The organism is Kribbella sp. NPDC051137, from assembly GCF_040682535.1.
Taxonomy (GTDB): Bacteria; Actinomycetota; Actinomycetes; order Propionibacteriales; family Kribbellaceae; genus Kribbella; species Kribbella karoonensis.
This window is the reverse complement of sequence record NZ_JBFBBI010000001.1, coordinates 216790-238369: the sequence shown is the minus strand read 5'-3', so window position 1 is coordinate 238369 and position 21580 is coordinate 216790. Positions and strand designations below refer to the sequence as shown.

General features: G+C 68.0%; 24 protein-coding genes. 11 read left to right on the top strand and 13 right to left on the bottom strand.

Annotation, left to right across the window (positions count from 1 at the left end):
• The first annotated feature begins 3 nt into the window (after window positions 1-3).
• A complete protein-coding gene (locus AB0M51_RS01250; RefSeq protein WP_363747618.1) occupies window positions 4-255 on the top strand; it encodes a hypothetical protein in 252 nt (83 codons plus the stop codon).
• A gap of 10 nt (window positions 256-265) precedes the next feature.
• Complete coding sequence (locus tag AB0M51_RS01245; RefSeq protein WP_344190163.1) at window positions 266-682, top strand: carboxymuconolactone decarboxylase family protein; 417 nt, start codon at window positions 266-268, stop codon at window positions 680-682.
• A gap of 49 nt (window positions 683-731) precedes the next feature.
• Here the strand turns inward: AB0M51_RS01245 and AB0M51_RS01240 are convergent, their stop codons facing one another.
• The 7 genes from AB0M51_RS01240 to AB0M51_RS01210 form a co-directional block, all read right to left on the bottom strand.
• The gene (locus AB0M51_RS01240) at window positions 732-1169 is read right to left on the bottom strand and encodes a VOC family protein (protein ID WP_344190165.1); all 438 of its coding nucleotides are present in this window, start codon (window positions 1167-1169) and stop codon (window positions 732-734) included.
• Window positions 1170-1194: 25 nt separating this feature from the next.
• Window positions 1195-2208: an iron-siderophore ABC transporter substrate-binding protein gene (locus AB0M51_RS01235; protein WP_344190167.1), complete on the bottom strand. Its 1014-nt coding sequence runs from the start codon at window positions 2206-2208 to the stop codon at window positions 1195-1197.
• Between the two features lie 32 nt (window positions 2209-2240).
• Window positions 2241-4568, bottom strand: a complete 2328-nt coding sequence (locus AB0M51_RS01230) for a glycoside hydrolase family 95 protein (RefSeq protein ID WP_344190169.1) — start codon at window positions 4566-4568, stop codon at window positions 2241-2243.
• The gene (locus tag AB0M51_RS01225; RefSeq protein ID WP_344190171.1) at window positions 4568-6229 is read right to left on the bottom strand and encodes an ABC transporter substrate-binding protein; all 1662 of its coding nucleotides are present in this window, start codon (window positions 6227-6229) and stop codon (window positions 4568-4570) included. The genes AB0M51_RS01230 and AB0M51_RS01225 overlap by 1 nt, the downstream gene beginning before the upstream one ends.
• A 30-nt stretch (window positions 6230-6259) precedes the next feature.
• On the bottom strand, window positions 6260-7153 hold the full coding sequence (locus tag AB0M51_RS01220) for a carbohydrate ABC transporter permease (RefSeq protein WP_344190173.1): 894 nt from the start codon (window positions 7151-7153) through the stop codon (window positions 6260-6262).
• Entirely contained in the window at window positions 7150-8151 is a 1002-nt protein-coding gene (locus tag AB0M51_RS01215; protein ID WP_344190175.1) for an ABC transporter permease subunit, read from the bottom strand. Before AB0M51_RS01215 ends, AB0M51_RS01220 begins: the two co-directional genes overlap by 4 nt.
• A gap of 347 nt (window positions 8152-8498) precedes the next feature.
• Entirely contained in the window at window positions 8499-9392 is an 894-nt protein-coding gene (locus AB0M51_RS01210) for a phosphotransferase (protein ID WP_344190177.1), read from the bottom strand.
• A 280-nt stretch (window positions 9393-9672) separates the two neighbouring features.
• Between AB0M51_RS01210 and AB0M51_RS01205 the strand changes: the two genes are divergently transcribed.
• Window positions 9673-10920 (top strand): MFS transporter, encoded by a 1248-nt coding sequence (locus tag AB0M51_RS01205; RefSeq protein ID WP_363747614.1) that lies wholly within the window; start codon window positions 9673-9675, stop codon window positions 10918-10920.
• Here AB0M51_RS01205 and AB0M51_RS01200 read toward each other — a convergent pair.
• Window positions 10904-11890, bottom strand: coding sequence for a TerC/Alx family metal homeostasis membrane protein (locus AB0M51_RS01200; protein ID WP_344190179.1), 987 nt, complete (start codon window positions 11888-11890; stop codon window positions 10904-10906). The two genes, AB0M51_RS01205 and AB0M51_RS01200, sit on opposite strands and share 17 nt — an antisense overlap.
• Window positions 11891-12179: 289 nt before the next feature.
• Between AB0M51_RS01200 and AB0M51_RS01195 the strand changes: the two genes are divergently transcribed.
• The 5 genes from AB0M51_RS01195 to AB0M51_RS01175 all read left to right on the top strand — a co-directional run bounded on the left by AB0M51_RS01195 (window position 12180) and on the right by AB0M51_RS01175 (window position 16193).
• Window positions 12180-12731: a helix-turn-helix domain-containing protein gene (locus tag AB0M51_RS01195; RefSeq protein WP_344190181.1), complete on the top strand. Its 552-nt coding sequence runs from the start codon at window positions 12180-12182 to the stop codon at window positions 12729-12731.
• Window positions 12728-14236 carry an MFS transporter gene (locus AB0M51_RS01190; RefSeq protein WP_344190183.1) on the top strand — a complete coding sequence of 503 codons (1509 nt, stop codon included), beginning with the start codon at window positions 12728-12730 and terminating at the stop codon, window positions 14234-14236. Before AB0M51_RS01195 ends, AB0M51_RS01190 begins: the two co-directional genes overlap by 4 nt.
• 207 nt (window positions 14237-14443) lie before the next feature.
• Window positions 14444-14752: a hypothetical protein gene (locus AB0M51_RS01185; RefSeq protein WP_344190185.1), complete on the top strand. Its 309-nt coding sequence runs from the start codon at window positions 14444-14446 to the stop codon at window positions 14750-14752.
• A gap of 12 nt (window positions 14753-14764) precedes the next feature.
• Entirely contained in the window at window positions 14765-15367 is a 603-nt protein-coding gene (locus tag AB0M51_RS01180) for a cell wall protein (RefSeq protein ID WP_344190187.1), read from the top strand.
• A gap of 1 nt (window position 15368) precedes the next feature.
• The gene (locus AB0M51_RS01175) at window positions 15369-16193 is read left to right on the top strand and encodes a MauE/DoxX family redox-associated membrane protein (protein WP_344190189.1); all 825 of its coding nucleotides are present in this window, start codon (window positions 15369-15371) and stop codon (window positions 16191-16193) included.
• A 35-nt stretch (window positions 16194-16228) separates the two neighbouring features.
• On the opposite strand, the gene AB0M51_RS01170 is transcribed toward AB0M51_RS01175, so the two are convergent.
• Entirely contained in the window at window positions 16229-17179 is a 951-nt protein-coding gene (locus AB0M51_RS01170) for a zinc-binding dehydrogenase (RefSeq protein ID WP_363747610.1), read from the bottom strand.
• A 58-nt stretch (window positions 17180-17237) separates the two neighbouring features.
• On the bottom strand, window positions 17238-17759 hold the full coding sequence (locus AB0M51_RS01165; protein WP_363747608.1) for an NUDIX hydrolase: 522 nt from the start codon (window positions 17757-17759) through the stop codon (window positions 17238-17240).
• A gap of 33 nt (window positions 17760-17792) precedes the next feature.
• On the opposite strand from AB0M51_RS01165, the gene AB0M51_RS01160 reads away from it, so the two are divergent.
• On the top strand, window positions 17793-18182 hold the full coding sequence (locus AB0M51_RS01160; RefSeq protein WP_344190197.1) for a VOC family protein: 390 nt from the start codon (window positions 17793-17795) through the stop codon (window positions 18180-18182).
• A 15-nt stretch (window positions 18183-18197) separates the two neighbouring features.
• On the opposite strand, the gene AB0M51_RS01155 is transcribed toward AB0M51_RS01160, so the two are convergent.
• The 3 genes from AB0M51_RS01155 to AB0M51_RS01145 are packed head-to-tail and all read right to left on the bottom strand — an operon-like array spanning window position 18198 to window position 20129.
• Window positions 18198-18731 (bottom strand): GNAT family N-acetyltransferase, encoded by a 534-nt coding sequence (locus AB0M51_RS01155; protein WP_344190199.1) that lies wholly within the window; start codon window positions 18729-18731, stop codon window positions 18198-18200.
• 4 nt (window positions 18732-18735) lie between these two features.
• Window positions 18736-19614 (bottom strand): RNA polymerase sigma factor SigJ, encoded by an 879-nt coding sequence (gene sigJ / locus AB0M51_RS01150; protein WP_344190201.1) that lies wholly within the window; start codon window positions 19612-19614, stop codon window positions 18736-18738.
• The gene (locus AB0M51_RS01145) at window positions 19611-20129 is read right to left on the bottom strand and encodes a cupin domain-containing protein (RefSeq protein ID WP_344190203.1); all 519 of its coding nucleotides are present in this window, start codon (window positions 20127-20129) and stop codon (window positions 19611-19613) included. Before AB0M51_RS01145 ends, sigJ begins: the two co-directional genes overlap by 4 nt.
• 153 nt (window positions 20130-20282) lie before the next feature.
• Between AB0M51_RS01145 and AB0M51_RS01140 the strand changes: the two genes are divergently transcribed.
• Together AB0M51_RS01140 and AB0M51_RS01135 are read left to right on the top strand one after the other, a co-directional pair.
• A complete protein-coding gene (locus AB0M51_RS01140; protein WP_344190205.1) occupies window positions 20283-20705 on the top strand; it encodes a DUF1801 domain-containing protein in 423 nt (140 codons plus the stop codon).
• Window positions 20706-20710: 5 nt separating this feature from the next.
• On the top strand, window positions 20711-21577 hold the full coding sequence (locus tag AB0M51_RS01135) for an alpha/beta hydrolase (protein WP_363747604.1): 867 nt from the start codon (window positions 20711-20713) through the stop codon (window positions 21575-21577).
• The last annotated feature ends 3 nt before the right edge of the window (window positions 21578-21580 follow it).

The window sequence follows — 21580 nt, the reverse complement described above, 5'->3', positions numbered from 1 at the left end:
TCGATGAAACCCTTCGCGGTCCAGGCAGGCGAGGGCGCGAAGCATCCGACCCTGACCACCGGCTGGGCTCTCGTCAAGGCCGATACCGCCGCGACGAACGGCGCGCTGACCGTGATGGAGCTCCTCATCCCCCGTCCGAAGGCCGGCAAATTGTCCCGGCCGGTCGACCCGGAGGAACTCGCGGCCCTCGGGCACGCCTGCTGGATCGAGCTCGCCGGACCGCCGCTGGAGGTTTCCGACCCGCTGCCGCGTTAGCGTCGCGGGTATGGCAGCTCCTGACATCAACAGCCCGGCGGAACAGGCTCGGTACGAGCGCGGCCTGGAGGTCCTGAACGGCATCGACGGTGGCGGCGCCCCCGCGGTCATGGACAGCCTCCGCGACATCGCGCCGGCGCTCGCGCACCACATCGTCGCGTTCGGCTTCGGTGACCTCTACTCCCGGCCGGCGCTCGAACCCAGGCAGCGTCAGCTCGTCACGCTCGGCATCCTCGCGTCCCTGGGCGGCTGCGAACCCGAACTGGAGGTCCACGTGCGCACTTCTCTCAACGTTGGCCTCACCCCCGAACAGATCGTCGAGACCTTCATCCACACGGCCGGCTACGCCGGCTTCCCACGCGCGATCAACGCGATCACCGTGGCGAAGAAGGTCTTCGCCGAACGAGACCTACTGCCGTTGTCCTGAGCAGCCACGGTGGTACGACCGGCAGCCGGCTGGAGCAGCAGGACAGCCGTCACTTCTTCTTCACTTCCTCGGCGAGCATCACGATGATGCCGCTAGGACCGCGGACGTACGTCAGCTTGTAGACGTCCTCATAGGTCGCCACCCCACGAAGCGGACGGCAACCGTGCCTCGCCGCTGTCTCGAGCGCCTTGTCCAGGTCGTCGACCGAGAAGGCGACGCGGTGCATGCCGATCTCGTTGGGACGCGTGGGCTTCGACTCGATCGCCTCCGGGTGGATGTACTCGAAGAGTTCGAGGCGACCGTGACCGTCGGGCGTCTGGAGCATCGCGATGTTGGCGTGGTTGCCATCGAGCCCGACGGCGGTGTCGGTCCACTCACCACTGACCGTGTCACGGCCGACGACCGTCAGACCGAGGTCCGTGAAGAAGGCGATCGCTCCTTCGAGGTCGCGAACGGCGATGCCGACGTTCTCAAGTTTGATGGCCATGCGTCGCATGGTATCGAGGCGAGGATCAGCCCTTGGGGCCCAGGAGTTTTTCCAGGTCGGAGAGCACGTTCATGGCGCCGATCGGGCCGAGGCCGAGGAACCAGACCTCGTCGTCGACGCGCTGCGCCTTGCCCGCCTTGACGGCCGGCAGTGACTTCCAGAGGTTGCCGTTGACAACCTTCGACTCGTCGGTGGTGTCCGGCTTGCCGTAGCTGGAGTAGAAGATCCGGTCGCCGTCGGCCTTGCCGATGTTCTCCTGGGAGACCTCGACGGCCAGATCCTGGACGTCCTGGAGCTTCGGGCGCGGCAGGCCGACGTCCTTCAGGATCACGCCGATGAACGACAGGTTCCCGTACAGCCGGATCTCCCCAGGACGGAACCGGACCAGCGAGATCGTCGGCGTACCCTCGACCTTCTTCTTCACGTCGTTCGCGCGGGCCTGGTAGCCGTTCAGGATCGACGTCGCCTTGGTCTCCTCGCCGACCGCGTCAGCGACCAGCAGGAAGTTCTCCTTCCACGGGAACCCGGGGCGGATGCTGAACACGGTCGGCGCGATCGCGCTGAGCTTGTCGTACAGGTCCTTGGCCCGCAGCTTGCTGCCGAGGATCAGGTCCGGCTTCAGCGCCGCGATCGCCTCCAGGTTCAGCTCGCTGATCCCACCGACCGTCTTGATCCCCTGCGCCTTGTCGGCGAGGTACGACGGTACGCCGTTCTGCCCGGCCGTCGTGGCCATCCCGACCGGGGTGATACCGAGCGCGAGCACGTCGTCGAGTTCGCCGCTGTCGAGCACGACGATCCGCTCCGGCTTCTTCGCGAGCTGCACCGGGCCCAGCGCGTCCTTCACGGTCCGCGGGAACACACCCGGCGCGGCGTCCGAGCCGAGTTTCGCGGTCTCCGCGTCGGCGGTCTTGAACAGCCGCCCGCCGGTCGCCACTTCCTTGTCACCGACGCCGGTGTCCGCACTCTTGGTGTCCCCGCCGCCACATCCGGCCAGCGCCAGTACGGCGGACGCGGCGACAATCCCGATCAGTTTCTTCACAGAGGTTGACCCTACAACAAGACTAGTTAGGGTCACCTAACCAGGTCCACCAGCTGACCGGCTGTCAGCTCGACGGTCCGTTCTCCGTCCGGCAGCGCGATGCGATAGGTGCCGGACGACGTCGCCCGTACGACGGCCTCGGTCAGCTGGCCGTTGCGCCAGGAGACGTCGAACACCAGGCCGCCGCGTGCCCGCAGGCCGCGGAACGAGCCGTCGGGCCACTCGGCCGGCAGTGCGGGTAGTACCCGGATCACGTCGGTGTGGCTCTGCAGCAGCAGCTCCGGTATGCACCCCGTCATCCCGAAGTTCGCGTCGATCTGGAAGATGTCGCCGTCCCGCGACATCAGGTTCCCCGACACCAGCCGGGTCAGGTAGTCCTGGATGACGGCGACCGCCTTCGACGGCTCGTGCAGCCGCGCCCACAACGCCACCAACCAGGCGGCGGTCCACCCGCCGTTCACAGCACCGTCGGTACGCCGCTCGAGCGAAGCACGTGCCGCCGCGGCCCACTCCGGCGTACGTTCCAGGTCGATCTCGGCACCCGGGTAGAGGCCGTACAGGTGTGACTGGTGGCGGTGGTGGACCTCGGAAGGCGTCCAGTCGGTCGGCCACTCGTGGAGCCGGCCGTCCGGGGTGATCCGGATCTCCGGCAACCTGTCTCGCGCGGCGGCGGCCCGCTCGGCCAGGTCCGAGCCCAGCCCGAGCGCCTCCTCCGCCTCGGCCAGGTTCGCGAACAGTTCGCGGGTCAGCCAGATGTCGTACGTCGACGTCAGGTCGACCGACGCCTTCGCGCCGGACGGCAGCACGAAGTGATGCTCCGGCGCGGTCGACGGGACGAACTGCAATACGCCGTCCCGGTCCTCGACGAGCATCGCCAGGACGAACTCGGCCGCGCCCGCGAGCACCGGATACGCCCGCTCGCGCAGGAACTCCAGATCGCCGGTGAACCGGTAGTGTTCCAGGAGATGCGCGGTCAGCCACACGCCGCAGGTCGCGCACATCGCCCAGACGGGGTCGTCCCCGCCTTCGCCGACGGGCCAGGTCGCCCGCCAGATGTCCGCGTTGTGGTGCGCGACCCAGCCGGGAGCGCCGTACAGGATCCGGGCCGTCGCGGTGCCCGACTCCGCGAGGCCCTCGAGCAGGTCGGTGAGCGGTTCGAAGCACTCGCTCAGCCCGGTGAGGTCGGCGAGCCAGTAGTTCATCTGGGTGTTGATGTTGTTGGTCCAGTCCGCGGCCCACATCGGGCGCAGGTCCTGGTTCCAGACGCCCTGCAGGTTGGCGGCCTGCGTCCCGGGGCGGGATGACGCCATCAGCAGGTACCGCCCGAGGTTGAACGCCAGCGCGACCAGATCCGGATCGCTGCCGCCGGCCGCGATCGATTGCAGACGTTCGTCAGTCGGATTGTCGACAATCGGCCCCAGCTCCAAGGACGACCGGTCGTACAGCGACACATGGTCCTCGACGTGCCGCACCCGAAGCTTGTCGACGGCGACCGAATCCGGCCCGGCCACCGCAGAAACCGCATCCAGCGCGGCCGGCGCAACCGAGTCCAGCGTGGCAACCGCCTCATCGAACGCCGCACGGGGATCGCGCCCCGGCGGCACGGACCACCCGGCGAACGTACTCGCCGCCGCCAGCACCACCGTCACCCGCGACGCCCCACGAACCTCGACGCCCGAGGCAGACGTCGTCACCGCCCCGTCGGCGAAGACCCGCAACGCGACGCCGAACCCGATCCCCCGCCCGTCCTCGTACCGCACCGGCTCCGGGGACTGCCGGTACTCGATCGTCAGCTCGGACGGCGCCCGGCCGACCACCCCATAGGTGCCATCAGCAACCAACTGACGCACCGGATGCTGACTCTCCAACCCGACCAGAAGGTCGACAACAGGATTGTCGGCAATCATCGTCCAGACCAGCACCTGGTCCGGCGTCGACACGTACGTCTCGCGCCGGAACCGCACGCCGTCGACCGTGTAGTCGACGGCGGCGATCCCGGTCCGCAGATCCAAACTCCTCCTATAGTCCGCACCCTCGCCACCAGGTCCGGCAGAGATCACCAGATCCGCCAGCGGCTGGTACGACTCCACCAACGGCCCTTGCAGGTCCCGGGTCCGCTCGGTCGCCGCCAGCTGATCACCTTCGTCCAGCAGCAAGCGCCGTACGTCGGCCAGCACCGCCGGCCCGTCCGGGACGGCCAACGTCCGCGGCCCGTCTCCGGACCACACGTCGTCGAGGTTCAGGGCGATCCGCTCGTCAGGAACCCCGCCGTACACCTTCGCACCGAGGTGCCCGTTGCCCAGCGGCAACGCCTCGAACCAGTCCGGCGCCGGGCTGCGGAACCACAGGAGGTCGGACACTACTTCGAACCGCTCTTGTACTTGTCGTAAGCCTGCTGGTTGATCTGCAGGTACCGCGGCATGCCAGTGCTGTCGAGCCCCTTCACGTACGCGTCCCAGTCGGTGTCGATGTTCTTCGACCCGGTGATGAAGGCCAACTGGTTCTGGTTCACGTAGTTGTTCAGGTTGGTCTGCAGCGTGGCGATCTCACCGCTCAGGCTCGGATCCGGCCACATGAACGACTGCGGGAACCACTGCGACTTGTCGACATGTCCCTCGTACTGCTTGGTCGCCTCCCACAGCCGCCGCTCCAGTCCGGCACCGGTGTAGATGTCCTTCGGCACGACCTGCGCGTTCCGGTAAGCGAGCGTGTTGTTGTACTGACCGAGCGCACCCCAGCTGATGTTCTTCGGAGCGTCCTGCTTCGGCTTGTACAGCGGCGTGGTGCTGGCGTCGAGCGCGACGTCACCGGGAGCGGGCTTGGTCCAGCCGACGCCCTCCGGACCCATGTTGGTGATCTCCTGGCCCTCGTCGGTGTAGATCCAGTCGAGCATCTTGATCGCCGCGACCTGGGCCTCCTTGCTGGCCTTGTTGGTCAGCATGAACGTGTACCCGGTCGAGGTCGGGTGGTTGTACCCGGTGTAGCTCTTGCCCTCCGGACCGGTCAGCGGCGGTACGGCGTCGTACTGCTTGTCCCGCCCGTCCTTCGAGTCCAGCTGGACGAAGATGCCCGGCCAGAGCACCGGCACCGAGCCCAGTACGACGGCCTTCGGGTTGTTGCCCTGCGCCTGCAGCGCCTGCGCGTTCTGGGTGAACGCGGCCTGGTCGATCAGCCCGTCCTTGTACAGGCCGTGGATGTACTTCAGGCCTTCCTTCCACGCGTCCGAGGTAACCGGCGTGACGACCTTGTCGCCGTTCAGCGTGAGCAGCGATCGGACGCCGTTGTTCGCCCCGACCGGGTCGTACGCGAACGCGTTCATCAGATACGCGATCAGGCTGCTGTCCTGGACGTCGGTGGTCATCGGGATCTCGTCGGCCTTGCCGTTGCCGTTCGGGTCCTTGGTCTTGAACGCCTCGAGCACCTTGCGCAGGTCGTCGGTGGTCTTCGGCACCTGCAGGCCGAGCTTCTTCAGCCAGCTGCTGTTGATCCACAGCTTGTCCGGATACGTGCAGTGGAAGCAGTCCGCCCACTGCGGCAGCGCGTAGATGTGACCGTCGGGCGCGGTCGCCATCTCCTTGTACTCCTTGTTGGAGTCCAGCACCTTCTGGATGTTCGGCGCGTTCTGCTTGATCAGGTCCTCGAGCGGCACCGCGACGCCCTGCTGGCCGAGCTTCAGCACCTCCGCCTGGGTGAACGCGTCGATCCACGGAATGAGGAAGAACAGATCCGGGTAGTCGCCGCTGGCCAGCGCGATCTGCCGCTTCTCCTTGGCCGGCCCGGCGTCGTACGTCGTGGTCTGCCAGCGGAACTGGATCTTGAACTTGTCGCTGATGATCTTGGTGACCGCGTTGGTCTGCAGGTTGGTGCTCTGGTCCGCCGGGGTGAAGGTGTCGATGATCACCTTGCCGTCGGACGTCGTCTCGTTCGCCGCACCCTTGGACGACTTGTCCGAGCTGCAGGCGGCCAGGGCGAGCGCGCCGGCGGCTGCCAGCGCGACGACCTTGCTCACGGATGAGCGCATTGCGGTGTTTCCCTTCTGGAGTGGGCTGCTTCAGCCCTTGACCGCGCCGACCATCACGCCCTTGGTGAAGTGGCGGGCGACGAACGGGTAGATGACCAGTACGGGCAGGCTCGAGATGACGATGAGCGCGTACTTGAGGACGTTGGCCAGTTGTTGCTGTTCGAGCTGCTGGGCCAGACTCGTCGTGGTGGTGGACCCGGTGAGGGTGTTCAGGATCAGCACGTTCCGGAGCACGATCTGCAACGGGTACAGACTGGGGTCCTTGAGATAGATGAGAGCGTCGAAGTAGCTGTTCCACTGGAAGATCGCGTACATCAGCGCGATCACCGCGATCACCGGCTTGGACAGCGGCAGCACGATCGACCAGAGGAACCGCAGGTCGCTCGCGCCGTCGATGGTCGCGGCCTCGTAGAGCTCGTCCGGGATCGTCGAGCGGAAGAACGTGCGCGCGATGATCACCTGCCAGACGCCGATCGCGCTCGGGATCACCATCGCCCAGCGGGTGTTCAGCATCCCGAGGTCCTGGACCACGAGGTACGTCGGGATCAGGCCGCCGGAGAACAGCATCGTGAAGATCAGCACGCTCATGATCACGTTCCGGCCGAAGAACGTCCGGCGCGACAACGGGTACGCGATCGCGATCGTCAGCGTGACGCTGATCAGGGTGCCGCTGATCGCGTAGATGAACGAGTTCAGGTAGCCCTTCATGATCAGCGGATCACTGAAGGCTTCCTTGTACGCCTTCAACGACGGCTCGATCGGCCAGAGCAGGACTTTGCCGGCGCTCACCGCCGACGGGCTGCTGAACGAGTTCGCGACGATGTAGATCAGCGGCACCGCGACCATGATCAGCGCCAGCCAGAGCATGATCTTCACGCCGGTCAGGAAGATCTTGTCGGTGCGGGTTTCCTCGATCGTGCTCATGACCAGAGTCCGTTTCCGGTGATGCGCTTGGCGGCGAAGTTCACGCCGAGCAGCAGGAAGAGGTTGATCACCGAGTTGAACAGCCCGATCGCGGTCGCCATGCTGAAGTCGGCGTTCAGCAGGCCGGTCTTGTAGACGTAGGTGGCGATGATCTCGGACTGTGCGGTGTTCAGCGGGTTCTGCAGCAGGAACGCCTTCTCGAACCCGATCGACATGATGTTGCCGACCCCGAGCACCAGGATGATCACCGCGGTCGGCATGATGCCCGGCAGGTCGACGTGCCGGATCCGCTGCAGCCGGCTCGCCCCGTCGATCCGCGCCGACTCGTGCAACGCCGGGTCGATCCCGGACAACGCGGCCAGGTAGATCACCGCGGAGTACCCGGTCGTCTGCCAGACGTCCGACCAGACGTAGATGTGCCGGAAGTAGTCGGGGTTACCGAGGAAGTCGATCTGCGGTACGCCGAACAGCCCGATCGCGTCGTTCACGAACCCGAGCCGCGGCGACAGCACCAGGATCGTCATCGAGACCACGACCACGGTGGAGATGAAGTACGGCGCGTACGTGACCAGCTGCACGGTCTTCTTGAACCGTCCGTTGCGGATCTCGTTCAGCGCGATCGCCAGGATGATCGGGATCGGGAAGCTGGCCAGCACAGTGTAGACCGACAGCAGGAACGTGTTCTTCACCAGGGTCCAGAACACCGGGTTCTGGAAGAACAGCTCGAAGTTCCGGAACCCGACCCACGGGCTGCCCCACGGGCCCTTGACCGGGCTGTAGTCCTTGAACGCGATCACCGCGTTCGCGATCGGGATGTACTTGAAGATCACGAAGTACGCGAGCGGTACGACGACCAGCAGGTAGAGCTGCCAGTGCCGCCGCAGACTCCGCCCGGCCTGGGTCCGGCGGCTGGTTCGCGGTGGTTTCCGGGCGGCTGTCTCCGCCGCCCGCGGTGCCGAACCAGCCGGCGCCGGTTTCACCTCGAAGGTTGCGCTCACTCCGCTTCCTTTCCCTCACGCGCTGGAGTGGAACCGATATCCGATAGGATCTCGGGTTTCGCTATCCCGGAGGATGACACAGAACCACCGGGGAGCGGAAGAGTTCCGGCTGCTGTCGATACCGGACGGTGACCGATGCGCCCAGATCCTTTGCGGACAAGGGTTCTTCGAAGTTGCCAATAGCAACTACAAACCCTTGGACGCGCCAATGATCCGATGGCCAGCCATCGGATCCGGGCGCACCTCAGCAGAGCCCGGAGTCGCTCTGAGCCACCGACTCCGAACCGTTTCAGAATTTGTTTCTTTGGTTAACTATATGGCAGTCAACCTGCCCGTGACGGCGTATGTCAAGACCCGGCCGCGGACAGGTGCCGGGTGATCATCGCCTCGTCGAACCGGCCGCCGCGCTGCCCGTCCCAGAGACCGGCCATCACCATCAGCACCTGCAGCACAACCTGCAACGGAGCGATCGCAGCCAGCTCCCGGTCGCTCAGCGGGTGCTCCGTGGCACGCTGGTACCCGTCGACGAGCGCGGGCGCCAGATCCACCCGCGCGATCACGAACTCCCAGGCCCGGCTGTCCGGATGCGCCAGATCGAAGTCGATCACCCCGGAGAACTCGCCGTCGTCCCCGAAGTGCACGTTCCAGCTCGCGAAGTCGCCGTGCACGATCGTCCGCGGCAGGTCGAGGAGCGCATGCTCGACGACGAGGGCCTTGGCCCGCTCCATCACCCGCACCGCCCGGTCCGCGAGGTCGGGTCGCTGCCCGCGCAGCAGCTGCACGCCGCGGTCCCAGCCCTGGAACTCCCCCATCGCGTCCAGATCCGCCGCCTGGAAGAACCCGGGCCGAGGCCCCGCGCTCGCCTCGAAGCCGGCGAGCTCCGCATGCAACCGAGCCAGCAACTCCCCTCGCTCGAGCTGCTGCTGCGTTGTCTCCTCTGTATGCGGCCGACCTGGCACGAAGCGGGTGACCGCCCACAGCCGTCCCTCGTGCCACACGGGCCCCGCCACCCGGGCCGGCACCGTCCACCCGCGCGTCGTCAGGTGGTCGAGCAGCCGGGTTTCGAACACGAGATCGGCCTCGGTCCGGAGCACGTGGTACCGCCGCAGGATGTGGTGCTCACCGGCCGCCGTCCACAGGTGCCAGTTGCCGTTCCCGGCCGACTCGTCGTCGCCGGGCCGGGTGGCCTCCAGCCGATCGAGCTCGAGTCCGAAGGCGTCCATGGGAGGGGTGCTCAGCATCCCCGCATCGTGGCAGCTCCGGAGAGTGACCGCCACGGAAAAACCTGACCCGACCATCACGGGGGAACGGCCGGGCCAGGCACTTTCGATGATACCCCTGATCACCGAACGGGGTCGGACAATTCGGAGGCGGACGCGCCGTGTGATCGCTTACTCTCTCCGCCATGCGTACCCATTCCTGAAAGCGCACCCCGTCGTGCGCCACGCAAGCGTTTGACCGGCGCCGGTAACTCCCGGTCGCGCTCAGCCCTGCCCGCACGCGCTTTCAGGAGAACTTCTCGTGCCTTCCTACCGCTCTGCCGACCCCACGCGGACCTACTACGTCTACAACGCCGCCTGGGCCTTCTTCTTCGCACTCGCGTTCACGCTCAGCGCCGTCTACTACGTCCGCGACGCCGGACTGAATCCGCTCCAGATGGTCCTCGTCGGGACCACCCTCGAGCTCGCCTGCTTCCTGTTCGAGATCCCGACCGGCCTGGTCGCCGACCTGTACAGCCGGCGGCTCTCGATCGTGATCGGCTTCGTGCTGATCGGGGCGGGGCTCCTGCTCCAGGCCCTGGTCCCGTCGTTCCTCGCGATCCTCGGCGCACAGGTGCTGTGGGGCGTCGGCTACACGTTCACATCGGGCGCCGACCAGGCGTGGATCACCGACGAGATCGGTGCCGAGCGCGCCGCCGGGGTGTTCGTCCGCGCGCAGCAGTTCTACCTCGGCGGCACGATCGCCGGTACGGTCGCGGCCGGCGCGCTCGGCCTGGTCCGCCTGCCGTTGCCGATGGTGATCGCCGGCGCCGGGATGATCCTGCTCGGCCTCGTCCTCTCCGCGGTCATGCCGGAGGACAACTTCCACCCCACCCCGAAGGAGGACCGCGAGACCTTCCGGCAGCTGGCCGACACGTTCAGGAGCGGCGTCGACGCGGCCCGGCGGCGTCCCGTCGTACGGACGCTGGTCGTGATCAGCCTGATCGCGGGCCTGGCCAGCGAGGCGTTCGACCGGCTGTGGTCGGTGAAGCTGCTGACCTTCCACTTCCCGGCCGTCCTCGGTACGTCGGACCCCGCGCTCTGGTTCACCGCGCTGGCGCTCGCCGGGACCCTGCTCTCGCTGACCGCCTCGCTGCTCCTCAACCGGTTCTCCCCGGAACGCCTGCAGGCCTCACACCCCACCGGCATCCTTGCCACGCTCGCCGCGCTGGACGTGCTCGGCATGTTCCTGTTCGCGCTGGCCGGTCACCTCTGGCTGGCGATCGCGGCACTCTGGCTGCGGCAGATCGCCGACACCGTCACCAGCCCGATCCATTCCGCCTGGCTGAACCGGCACGTCGACTCCGGTTCCCGGGCCACCGCCCTCTCGATGGTGTCGCAGGCGAACGCCATCGGTCAGGTGGCCGGCGGCCCGCCGCTCGGCGCCCTCGGCCGTACGTCGCTGCGCGGCGCACTGCTCGCGTCGGGGCTGATCTGGCTCCCGATCCCGGCGTTGTACCTCCGGCTCAAGGAGGTACGCAGTACGACGGAGGTCAGTCCTCGACCTTGACCCGGACCGCCTCACGGCGGTTGTCACGGGACGTCTTGAGCAGGCTGACCACCGTGGTCACGAACAGTGCGCCGACGATGAAGCCGAGCGACGTGAGGATGCCGATATGCGGCAGGTGGATCGCGCCGATGTCGTCGATGTGCGAGCCGTGCAGCGCCTCGATGATCAGCTTCACGCCGATGAACGCGAGGATCACCGACAGGCCCACGTTCAGGTACACGATCCGCTCCAGCAGCCCGCCGATCAGGAAGTACAGCTGCCGCAGTCCCATCAGCGCGAACGCGTTGGCGGTCAGCACGATGTAGGCGTCCTGGGTGAGGCCGAAGATCGCCGGGATCGAGTCCAGCGCGAAGATCACGTTCGCCATCCCGATCGCGGCGATCACGATCACCAGCGGCGTCAGCTGCCGCTTGCCGCCGGCCCGGGTGACCAGGTTGGACCCGTCGTAGTCATGGCCCAGCGGGAGGACCCGGCGCAGGCCACGCAGTACCGCGTTCTCCTGGAAGTCCGACTCGTCGTTCTCGCCCTCGAGCACCAGGCGGACCGCGGTGTAGACCAGGAACGCGCCGAAGATGTAGAACACCCAGCTCGCGGCCGAGATCGCCGCCGCGCCGGCCAGGATGAAGATCGCCCGGAGCGCCATCGAGACCACGATGCCGATGTACAGCACCTTGTCCTGCGCCAGCGCCGGTACGGCGAACCGGGCCATGATGATCACGAACACGAACAGGTTGTCGACGCTGAGGCTGTACTCCGTGATGTACCCGGCGACGAACTCGCTGCCCGACTGCCCGGGACTGAACAGGAACAACCCGGCCGCGAACAACCCGGCGAGAGCGACGTAGAACAGCACCCAGCGAGTGGCGTCCTTGATCGTCACGGTGTGGTTCCGGCGGGCGATCACGATCAGGTCGAACGCGACGATCGCGAGCAGCCCGGCGATCGTCAGCACCCAGACCAGCGGGGACATGTCGGAAACCATGACGAACCTCCGGACGTCGGCAGACTGCAGCGTGGTCCGGAGGTCTCTCCCACCCGGATGACCCTGGAACTCGATCATTCGGGCCGGCAGCACCGGTTCGGCCGTCCAGGCCTCCCGTGATGACGACGCTGCCGCTGAGGGATACTCCCCTCCTCAAGCGCGCCCAGTGTAGTCGGTCCGGACGCGTTCTCCGCAAAATGTATACCGCATACTGGCTTCAGAGCGAGCTCCGATCCAGAATGAGACACCAATGTCTCATTTGAGCTATGATTGTCTCATGGCTGTTGATCGGGAACGAGTACTGCGCGCCGCCGCGACCCTGCTGATGCGGAAGTCCACCGCGACCATGGACGAGGTCGCCCGGGCCGCCGGGATCAGCCGCGCCACGCTGAACCGGCAGTTCGCCGGCCGGGACGCGCTGGTGCGGGCGCTCGAGGAGCTCGGCATCGCCGAGTGCGAGGCGGCCGCGGCCCGGGCGGCGGTCGACGAAGGCCCGGTCGTCGACGCCGTACGCCGCCTGGTCCGCGAGCTCGAGCCCGCCGCCGGACTGCTCGCGTTCCTGTACTCCGAGAACCAGCTCTTCGAGGGGGACGAGCAGAACGCGGGCTGGGCCCGGCTGGACGCGCGAATGGTGGACCTGTTCCGGCGCGGCCAGGAGACCGGCGAGTTCCGGATCGACCTCAGCCCGGTCTGGCTGACCGAGGCGCTGTACGGGCTGCTGGTCTCGGCGGCCTGGGCCATCTGCGAGGGGCGGGTGGCCCCGAAGGACTTCACCACGAACATCGCCGAGCTGCTGCTCGGCGGCGCGCTACGGAGAGAACAGAAATGAAGCAGCAAGCAGACACCCGCGCCCGCTCGGCACGCTGGTTCGCGCTGGCCGTGCTGGTGCTCGCGGTCCTGCTCGTCGCGGTCGACGCCACCGTGCTCGGCCTGGCCACGCCGTTCCTGTCCGAGGACCTGAAGCCGTCCGGCACGCAGCTGCTGTGGATCGGTGACGCCTACTCGTTCGTGCTCGCCGGCCTGCTGGTGTCGATGGGCAGCCTCGGCGACCGGATCGGCCGCAAGCGCATCCTGCTGATCGGCGCGACCGCGTTCGGCGCGCTGTCGGTGCTGAACGCCTACGCGAACTCGGCCGAGCTGATGATCGTCGCGCGGGCCCTGCTCGGGGTGGCCGGCGCGACGCTGATGCCGGCGACGCTGGCGCTGATCCGCAACCTGTTCCACGATCCGCGGGAGCGCAGTCTCGCGATCGGCATCTGGGGCGCGGCCGCGTCCGCCGGGATGGCGATCGGCCCGATCGTCGGCGGCGTACTGCTGGAGAACTTCTGGTGGGGCTCGGTCTTCCTGATCAACCTGCCGGTGATGGCGGTCCTCGTGATCGTCGGTGCCCGGCTGCTGCCGGAGTCGCGGAACCCGGAGGCAGGTCCGTGGGATCTCGTCAGCGTGCTGTTGTCGATGATCGGCATGATCGGGGTCGTCTACGCGATCAAGGAGTTCGCGGCGCACGGCTTCGGGTGGACTCCGGTCGTCGCGGGCGTTGTCGGGCTGCTCGCGCTCTACGGTTTCGTACGGCGTCAGCGGCGGCTGCCGATCCCGCTGCTGGACCTGAGCCTGTTCCGCAGCCGCGGTTTCAGTAGTGCCGTGCTCGCGGATCTGCTGACGATCCTCGGGTTGTCCGGGCTGATCTTCTTCCTGTCGCAGTACCTGCAGCTCGTGCAGGAGCGGCGGCCGATCGAGGCAGGGCTGGCGGAGTTGCCGGCGGCGATCGGCTCGATCGTCGCCGGGTTGCTCGCGGGTCAGGTCGCGCGGCGGTTCTCCGTTCGCGCGGTCGTGGCCGGTGGTCTGGCGGCGATCGGGTTGGCGCTGGCGGCGCTCACGACGATCAGCCAGGACACCGGATACCCGCTGCTCGGGGCGGCGTTGCTCGTCGTCGGCGCGGGCGCCGGGTTCTCGTTCACGGTGACGGCCGACGTGATCCTGTCCGCCGTACCGAAGGAGCAGGCCGGTGCGGCGAGCGCGGTGTCGGAGACGGCGTACGAGCTGGGTACGGCGCTCGGGATCGCGCTGCTCGGGTCGATCGTCACCGGGGTCTACCGGAACTTCGAGGGACCCATGGGTACGCCGTCGGCGGCGCACGAGTCGTTGGGCGGTGCCGTCGAGGCAGCCGCTCAGCTTCCGTCGGCGGCCGCGGCCGAGTTGCTGGATGCGGCCAGGGAGGCGTTCGCGCACGGCGTTTCGATCGCCGCGGGTGTCGGCGCCGCCGTACTGCTCGCGACCGCGGTGGCGGCCTGGTTCCTGCTTCGCGGCCAGCAGCTCAGCACGCACGAACATTAGGCAAAAAGTTTCCGTTTCTACGCCGACCTCTGGGAGATTTCGCCGGATCGGAGTACAAAGAGTTCCAGTAGGTCTTACCGCCCCTAGACCTGGAGGTCTGTCATGGCCGGAATCACTGCCGAAGCATCATGGTTCTGTTGCGGGAACGCGTGGGGACCCTGCGGAACCGCCGGGCACGGCGCCTGCGGCACCTGCAACTCGGGAAACATGCAACACGCGTGGCCGAACACCTCGGACGCCTGCTACGCGATCACCCATCCGGACACCTGCGGGGTCGGGTTGTCCCGGCGTACCTGCGGTTTCAAACACGCCACGACCAGTCTGTGCACCGGAAAGCGGATCGTCACGTCGATCGCCGACTGCGGCCCGCAGACCGACCTGTTCTGTGGAGAGCGCACCTGCTGCGGCGGGAACTGCGCCGCGAACCGGATCATCGACTTCACGCCGGCCGCGTTCACCGCGCTCACCGGCAGCCTGAACAGCGGCTTGACGCCCGTGACCATCGACGTGGCCTGAGAGGAGACCGAGATGCCGAACACCATGGACCGCCGTACGCTGCTCGGCCGGGCCGCGCTCGGTGCGACCGGACTGATCGCCGCCACCGCGATGGGCTCACTCGCTCCGGAGACCGCGTTCGCGGCCGCCACCCAGTTCCCCGACCCCGGGCAGCCGGACCCGAACTTCGCCGAGGGCCTGATCACCGGCCGGAACCGGGATCTCCTGCAGGTCAAGGGATCCGACGGCCGGCTGCACCGGATCCAGCTGACCTCCGGGACCAGTGTCTGGAAGCTCCGCCCGGCCACGATCGACCAGGCGAAGATCGGCGACGGCCTGTATGCCCGCGGCGTGCTGCTGCAGAACGGAGTCCTCGCCGCCGAGTCGGTCTGGGTGAACATCGTCAACCTGACCGTCGCGATCACGTCGATCAGTCGCAGCGGCGTGCAGTTCGACCATCACGGGCAGAAGGTCGTCGGGCACGTGCAACCCGGTACGACGGCTGCCGTGTACAACAGCACGCCCGCCGTGACGGACCTGTCGATGCTCAAGGTCGGCCGGCACGCCCAGGTGATCGGCGCCTGGCGACCCGGCACCAACGAGATCGACATCGCCACCATCTACACGTCGAACTGACATGGAACACGTCGCGGCTGCTCAGCCGCTCCTGATCGCCTTGATCCTGACGTGGTCCGCCTACGGCAAACTGACCTCACCCGACCAGGCCACCCGCACGGCCCTTCCCCGCCTACTCTCCTTCGTTACCGCAGACGGCGAGGCGCGCGCGATCACGGCGTACCGGACCGTTGCCGTCCTCGAGATCCTGATCGCCCTTCTGCTCTTGGCTTCCTGGGCGATCGGGGCTGTGGCCGCCGTCGCACTGTCCGTCGGCTTCGTCGGCTTTCTGATCTACTCGAAGGTCGTCGTACCGGAGGCGTCCTGCGGCTGCGCCGGGAAGTCCGCGAGACCCGTCGGCAACCGGGCCATCGCTCGGGCCTTGTTGCTACTGGCAACTTCCGCGCCGGCGACCTTCGCAACTGCCAACTGGTGGTCGGCGGGCACGGGCCTGCTGGTGCTGGTGGTCGAGGCAGCAGCGTTCGCGGTCTTGTCCGCCGAGCTCGACCGGTACTGGCTGCTGCCGATCCGGCGCCTGCGGATCGGGCTCAGCCACCCGTACGCGGGTACCGCCTCCGACCACACCCCACTCGTCGCAACCCAGCGGCGCGTGCTGCTCAGCCCGGCGTACCGCGCGGTCGACGGGTTGCTGCGCTCCGACATCCACGACTACTGGGACGACGACGGCTGGCGGTTCGTAAGCTATGCCGCCCGGTACGACGGACGCCGCGCGACCGCGGTGTTCGCCGTACCGCACGAGGACTCCACGCCGGAGTCCGTCCGGGTCGCCCTTGTCGACGACGACGGCCTGACCGTGTACCGCCCGACCGTCCTCGCGACCGCCTAGGCCGGACCGCGGTCCGTCCTGTCGCCAACGTTTCCTCAGGGCAGCAGCAGCGTCTTGCCGACCGTCCGGCGAGCCTCGATGGCGGCATGCGCTGCTGTTGCCTCTGACAACGGGAAGGTTTGCCCGACGGTGGGAGCGATCCGGTGCTGCGCCAGGTGGTCGAGCGCTCGCCGGGTCAGCTCCTGCCACTCGCCCGGATCCGGCTGGAAGATGCCGACCAGCGTCACGTCGTCGCGAGCCTCGGCCGGCGCGGTGAAGTCGCCGCTCGCCGCGCCGTACCCGAGGAACCGGCCGCCGGCTCTGGTGATCCCGTAGGCAGCCCGGCCGATCGCACCGCCGGTGCCGTCGAAGACCACGTCCACCTCCAGCCCGTCCGCCCAGTCCGTCTGGGAGTAGTCCACCACCTCATGGGCACCGAGTTCCTTGGCACGCTGCAGCTTGGCCTCACCACGCGCGGCGGCGACCACCGTGGTACCAGTTGCTGAGAGCCACGGGATCAGCCAGCTACCGAGGCTACCCGCGGCGGCCGTCACCAACGCCCGCTCCCCGGGCACGGCCCCGCCCCGCTCGAGCTGCGCGAGTGCCGTCGACCCGTCGTGCAACGCCGCCAGCGCCACACCGAGCTCCACACCGTCCGGCACCGCGAACACTTCAGTCGCCGGTACGGCGGCCTGCTCGGCGTACCCGCCGCCGTTGTACGTCCCCACTCCGCCGGTGCCCGCGATCACCCGCTTGCCGACCCAGTCCGCGTCGACACCGGCTCCCACCGAACGCACGACGCCGGCAACACCTGCGCCGGGCACGAACGGCGGCTCGAGCGCGAAGTACTCCCGCCCCCAGCCCGACCGCAGTTGCGTGTCCAGGAACAACACCTCAGCCGCCTCGACCCCAACCACCACCTCCCCCACCCCGGCCTCCGGACGCGCCACCTCCACGACCTCCAGCACCTCAGGCCCCCCGAACCCCCGCACGCGAACAGCACGCATACCCAAACCTCCACACCTCGACAGGCCCCACACGCTAAAACCTGAACCAAACTCGAGGTCAAGCCCCGCCGCCTCGAGGGCGGCCGAAGTCGGTGTAGGTGGGGAGGCCGGTGGTCAGGGAGTGTTGGGCGACGGTCAGGCGGCGGGTCATCGAGGGGCGGAGGTGGGGGGTGGCTTCTTCGAGGGTCAGGAAGTGGTGGGCGCGGGCTTCGGTGGGGTCGAGGGTGAGGGTGGGGGCGTCGAGGACGCCGCCGTCGAAGACGAAGGCGAGCGCGTCGGACCACGGGCCGTGGGCGGGGACCCAGTCGACGACCAGTAGCCGGCCGATCTCCAGGTCGAGGCCGATCTCCTCCTTCACCTCGCGGCAGCACGCCTCGTACGGCGACTCGTCGTACTCGACGACGCCGCCGGGAATGTCGAGCGTGGGCTTGTACGTCGGCTCCAGGAACAGGATGCGGCCGGCCCGGTCCCGGATCAGCGCGCCGCCGGCGGCGGTCTTCCGCGGCAGGCGCGCGGCGATCCCGGGGTTGAACTCCTTCTCCGGCTCGCCCTCGGCCGCACGATCACTTTGTCGGTCCACTCGCCTAGTCTCACCCCAGAGGGAGGTACTGCGATGCTTCGAGGACGATCCGCGAAGGGGCACTGGTTCGGGACGGTGATCGACGCGCCGGACCCGCAGGCACTCGGCATGTTCTACCACCAGGTGCTCGGTTGGGAGATCCACCTCAACAAACCGGACGAGTTCGTACTGGCCGTCCCCGGGAACTCCGAGACCTATGTGTCGTTCCAGCCGCAGACATCGGCGCCGTGGGCGCGCCCGGTCTGGCCGGCGGCCGAGGGACAGCAGCAGATGATGATGCATCTGGACATCGAGGTCGGTGAACTGGAGACGGCCGTCGAGCACGCGCTGGAGCTCGGCGCGACGCTCGCCGACTCCCAGCCACAGCCGAACGTCCGGGTGCTGTTCGACCCGGCCGGTCATCCGTTCTGTCTCTACACCTGATCTCTCTACAGATCTTTACAGCTGGTCCAGGCGCCGGGTCATCCAGATCGAGTTGCCGCGTTCGGCGTCCTCGGTCACCCGGCCGCTGTGCTTGAAGCCGAGTTTCTCGAGGACCCGGAACGACGGCGCGTTCCACTCCCGGACGGTCGCCCACAGGCGTTGGCGGCCGGTCCGGGCGGCGGCTTCCAGCACGGCCCGGGCCGCCTCGGTGGCGTACCCGTGGCCGTGGGCGCGCTGCGCCAGTTCGTATGCGATCTCGGGCTCGTCGTACGTCGCCTGGCCGACGGTGAGTCCGCAGTACCCGAGGAACTCGCCGGTACTGCGGAGTTCGATCGGGAGCAGGCCGAGCCCGGGTTCCGCGGCCAGCGGGTTGTCCGTCAGCCAGCCGCGGACCTCCTCGACCGTCGGGTTGCCGTCGGCATCGATCCGGCGCACGGCACGGTGGTCGCGTTCGGCCCACAGCGCGCGGTAGTCCTCGGCGTCGGCCGGGCGCCACCGGCGCAGGGAGAGGCGTTCGGTGGTGAGCTCCGCGGGGAAGTCGTCGTACACGCGGTCAATCTAGTTGGGTGCGGAGGTAGTGGAGCTTGTCGGGGTTCAGGATCGCGCGGATCGTGGTGATCGCGCCGTCGTGGATCTCCGGGATCAGTACCCCGGTGAGCCGGCCGGACTCGTGGACGACGACGGCCGGTGCATTGTTGACAATCCTCACCCCCAGCTCGGCGCTGAGCGCGCGCGGACCGGCGGCGAGGCCGGCCAGGTAGTGCGCGGCGTTCGAGCGGCCGAAGATCGGTTCGCGCGCGGCGATCGTCTTGCCGCCGCCGTCGGCCCAGATCGCGGCATCCGCCGACAGCATCGTCTCGAGGGCCTTGACGTCGCCGTCGACGGTCGCCGCGATGAAGCGTTCGACCAACCGGACCCCGTCCGCGGGCCGGGCCTCGAACCGGCGGCGGGCGTCCCCGACGCGGGCGAGCGCGCGACGGTACAACTGCCGCGCGTGCGCCTCGTCCACACCGAGCACCTCCGCGCTGTCCCGGTGCGGGTAGCCGAACGCCTCCCGTAGTACGAAGACAGCGCGTTCCGGCGGGGTCAGCTTCTCCAGCAGTACGAGGAACCCGAGCGACACGGTGTCCTTCAGCTCCACCGCCTCCGACGGGTCATTGCCCGTGGCAACCGGTTCGGGAAGCCACGGGCCGACGTACCGCTCCCGGCGGGCCCGTGCGGAGGTCAGCCGGTTGACGCACAGGTTGGTGACGACGGTGGTCAGCCAGGCGGCCGGTGTCCGCACCTCGGCCCGGCCGGACCAGCGTAGGTACGCGTCCTGCACCACGTCCTCGGCCTCACCCGCCTCACCGAGCATCCGGTACGCGATCCCGAACAGCCGGGGCCGCTGCTGCTCGAACTCCGCGACGTCGTCCACGACCTCGATTGTCATTCATCCTCCGGGAACGAGACGATCCGCTGCCGCTCCCCCGCACGCGCCGCGAGTTCCTGCCGCCACGTCGGATTGTCAACAAAATGATTGTCGAACCGGTCCGCGGTCGCGAGCACCTCGGCCGGCGACGCCTCGCCGCGCCGGATCCGGTCGCCGAGCCGGAAGTACTCGAAGCGGCTGTTCCCGGGCGCCTTCACGATCAGTACGTCGGCACCGGTCTCCGGCGGCGTACCCCAGGCGTGGTGCATCAGTGGCGGCACCAGCAGGTAGTCGCCCTTGGACACGGTCAGTACCTCGTCGCCGGCCAGGATCCGGAGCGCGCCGTCGAGTAGGTAGAACATCTCCGGCGACTCCTTGTGGAAGTGCGGCGGCGGACCGTCCACGCCGGCGCCGAGCGTGGTCCGGACGACGTTCATGATCCCGTCGGTGTGCTCCGCGTCGGCGATCAGCCAGGTATTGTTCGGCGCCGCACCGAGCCGCTCGGCGTCGGCGCCGCGGGTCAGCACTGCCTTCATGTCTGCCTCCTCGTTGTCCTGCCCCTCTGACCGGGCAGCCCCCGCGATTCGTGACGTGACCGCGGTCACGTTCCGATCGATCAGAATTCGAGAAGCGCCGGGGGTGTGGTGGCTCCTAGTGTTCTGAGCAACGACGAACCGAAAGGCACTCCGATGGCAACCACGAAGAAGAAGTCGTACAGCGGGTTCAGCAAGGCCGAGCAGGACGCGATGAAAGAGCACGCGAAGGACCTGAAGAGCACTCAGGACCCGGCCGTGGCGCAGGCCGAGAAGATCGCCGGGATGGCGGACGCGGACCGGGTGATCGCCGAGCGGCTGAACGAGCTGATCCTCGAGGCAGCCCCGGAGCTGAGCCCGAAGCTCTGGTACGGCATGCCCGGCTGGGCGCTGAACGGCAAGCTGATCTGCTTCTTCCAGGACGCCGCGAAGTTCAAGTACCGGTACGCGACGCTAGGCTTCAGCGACAAGGCGCAGCTGGACGACGGCGACATGTGGCCGACGTCGTACGCGCTGACACAGCTGACGCCGGCGCTCGAGAAGCAGATCGTTGCCCTGGTCAAGAAGGCGATCGGCTGATCGTGGTGGATCAGGCGGCGGAGGCGTTCGGCGTACTCGTCGGCGGCGGTGTCGCGCGGCGCGAGCTCGACCGCGGCGGCGGCCGCATGCTGCGCTGGGTCGAGGCCGGGAGCGGTACGCCGGTGCTGCTCGAGGCCGGGGCGACGTCGCCGGCGCTGTCGTTCGCCGCGGTGTTCCGGGAACTGGCGGCCGGCCATCGGGTGATCGCGTACGACCGGGCCGGGTACGGCGTGAGCGATCCCGCTCCGCTGAGCGTAGGGCTCCAGGTCGATGATCTCGTCGCACTGCTCGAGGAGGTAGGGCCGGCGGTGCTGGTCGGCCACAGCTGGGGCGGGCTGCTGGCACAGATGGCGACGTGGGAGCGGCCGGACCTGATCCGCGGCCTGGTCCTGCTGGACCCGTCGCACGAGTCCTACTGGGACGGCTTCGACCTGATCCCACGCGCCGACCGAACCAGGCCCCCGGCATCCGACCCGCGCTACCAAGAAACCGTCGACGGAGCCCGTGAACTCGCTCAGGACATCGCCCGAAGCGTGCCCGACGACCAGGTGGACCTGATAGCGGCCTGTCAGTCCTACCTGCAGAGCGACGAGCAGCTGTTCACGTGTCTCGACGAGTTCCCGATGATTCTCGACAGCGTCGGCGAGCTGCGGGAGCGGCGGGAGCGGGGCGTGTGGACGGGGCTTCCCGTCGTACTGCTGACGGCTACGAAGGGGCGGCCGCCCGAGTGGACGCCGCGCGTGATCGCGGCGCAGGAGCAGCTGGCCACCGAGTCCAACGGGCGGCACCAGGTGGTCCCGGAATCGGGCCACTACCTGCAGATCGACGTACCGGAACTGGTGATCGCCTGTATACGGGAGGTAGGCACCTGAGGC